The sequence below is a fragment of the Pseudomonas sp. WS 5078 genome (assembly GCF_012985745.1).
In the GTDB taxonomy this organism is placed as follows: Bacteria; Pseudomonadota; Gammaproteobacteria; order Pseudomonadales; family Pseudomonadaceae; genus Aquipseudomonas; species Aquipseudomonas lundensis_A.
In genome coordinates, this window is the sequence record NZ_JAAQWX010000031.1 from 1 (window position 1) to 1,873 (window position 1,873).

Genomic DNA, 1,873 nt, shown 5'->3' on the forward strand with positions numbered 1-1,873 from the left:
ATCCGTTTCGGGTGATCAAATGCCAATTTGGGTACGTGAAAGTGCGCTTTCGTGGGCTGATGAAAAACACGGCTCAGTTGACCACATTGTTCGCCCTGTCGAACCTGTGGATGGCTCGAAAACAACTAATGGGTATGGGCGAGTTGCGCGCTTAACATGGAAAACCGGGCGAAAAACGCCCTCGATTAACACTGCATCAGGTCGTTTTGAGCAAATAGCGCTGCGTGCCGTGCAAATTACGACTTGCCGCCGCCGCGCAGCAAGTTGATCGGAGCATCCCTAGGAGTGGATACTCCCTGATCTATATCTACTTTTGTTGGCGGGTAGTGGGGTAAGCCAAGAATTTCACCATTATTCATCTTAGGGTATACGCCATTAACTGCCCCTGAATGATCATAAGTTTCTTCCCATACTCGCACTTGACCAGTAGCAGGCCGAGCTGCTCTGGCCGGTGCTTCTTTATCGCAACACCGTCACCACTGAAAACACCAAAACAGTGAAAATTTATATTTCATTTAGATAACAAAATACTACGCGACCTCTCCAGCACTGAACGCAATATTGCTTGTGTTTCTTCCGAAACACCCAAATCACTCATAAGATCTACCGAGCGAAACATGGCATCAAAAATTAAAGATATTTTTCCTTTTTCATCCGCCCCCTTAAACTCATCATGAGGGATATTTAACCTAAACTCTAAAAGTTTTTTATTTCTTGATTTTTTGGCAATTTCCGGAAAGCCAGCTGTAAACTTCTCTGACAAAATAATTGAAATAAACGACCACTCATCAATCTTATCGGGCGTTGATAGCTGCCCCAAAATATTGTTTACGATCGGTTCAATCAGATTTCTTGCGACATGTTCACCATCGCCAACATCTGCATCTACCTCACCTGACATCCACAACTTCATCACAAACTCCTAATAATCACTTTTATTCAAGCGAGGGCGAGCCCCGGCATTGTTATTTTTGTACTCAAGAATCTTACGATGCTGCCAACAATGCATCTCTCTTTTGGATCCCGCAACCTCCGGGCGCATAACTGCATTTTCACTGTCTAAATAATTCTTTGTATATCGAGCTTTGCCTAGAGTTGTTTCACCATACTTTAGGATTTCATTTGTTTTTTGTCTCGAAGAGTATAACCAATGGCTGGCACCTTACTAGCTAGGCTATTACCATGTTCTGTTGTACATGGATCGTCATCGCAAGGGCATGTCTTTTTAGGGGCTTTACCATTGTCAAAAGTCCCATTAGGCTTACGTGCTTGCCCTTTCCAAAGCCCCAACGCATCAACCCACTCCACCGGATTAGGCGCATACGCATACAGGTTCAACCCACCCGCATAGCTGATCGGGTCCTTACTGACAAACCGTCCGGCCTGTGGATCATAGTACCTATACCGATTGTAGTGCAGCCCTGTTTCGTGATCGTGGTACTGGCCCTGAAAACGAATCGGATTCTTTAGCCCTTGGCGTTGTGCCCATTCCGAGCGTTGCTCTTTGACTTCACCCCACGCTTTGTACTGCGCGCTCCAGGCGATTTGGCCGGTGTGGTCGGTCAGTTCTTGTGGTGTGCCGAGGTGATCACACTGGTACCACGCCAATACGTCTATCGGCAGCGCTTGCGGGGTGTGTGTCCACAGCGGGTCTTGGTCGATGTCGTAGGCACCGGTGTAACTCGGCTGGGCCACGGGGACGAAGCTGCCGGGTTCGTAGAGGTAGTGAACGGTTTTGCCACTGGCGCCATCGGCCTGCGCGGGGCTGCTTTCCCAGGCGAGGGTGTCGCCGTCCCAGCCGAATAAGGTGAAGCCGCACCCCAGTTCGCGTTGTTTGCGGGCCTGTTCGTTTCGGTTCCACTGCGAGCCCGCT

General features: G+C 48.8%; 2 protein-coding genes and 1 pseudogene. 1 reads left to right on the plus strand and 2 read right to left on the minus strand.

Annotation, left to right across the window (positions count from 1 at the left end; translation table 11 throughout):
* Window positions 1-155 (plus strand): annotated as a pseudogene (locus HBN68_RS21870) (IS5/IS1182 family transposase); the annotation flags it as partial.
* 356 nt (window positions 156-511) lie between these two features.
* On the opposite strand, the gene HBN68_RS21875 reads toward HBN68_RS21870, so the two are convergent.
* Entirely contained in the window at window positions 512-913 is a 402-nt protein-coding gene (locus tag HBN68_RS21875; protein WP_169966160.1) for an Imm44 family immunity protein, read from the minus strand.
* A 197-nt stretch (window positions 914-1,110) separates the two neighbouring features.
* On the minus strand, window positions 1,111-1,873 hold a 763-nt coding region (locus HBN68_RS21885; protein ID WP_178088661.1), incomplete at its 5' end, for an RHS repeat-associated core domain-containing protein.

Coding starts and splice junctions, on each gene's coding strand:
- HBN68_RS21875 (WP_169966160.1), bottom strand. CDS start 913: ATGAAGTTGTGGATGTCAGGTGAGGTAGATGCAGATGTTGGCGATGGT.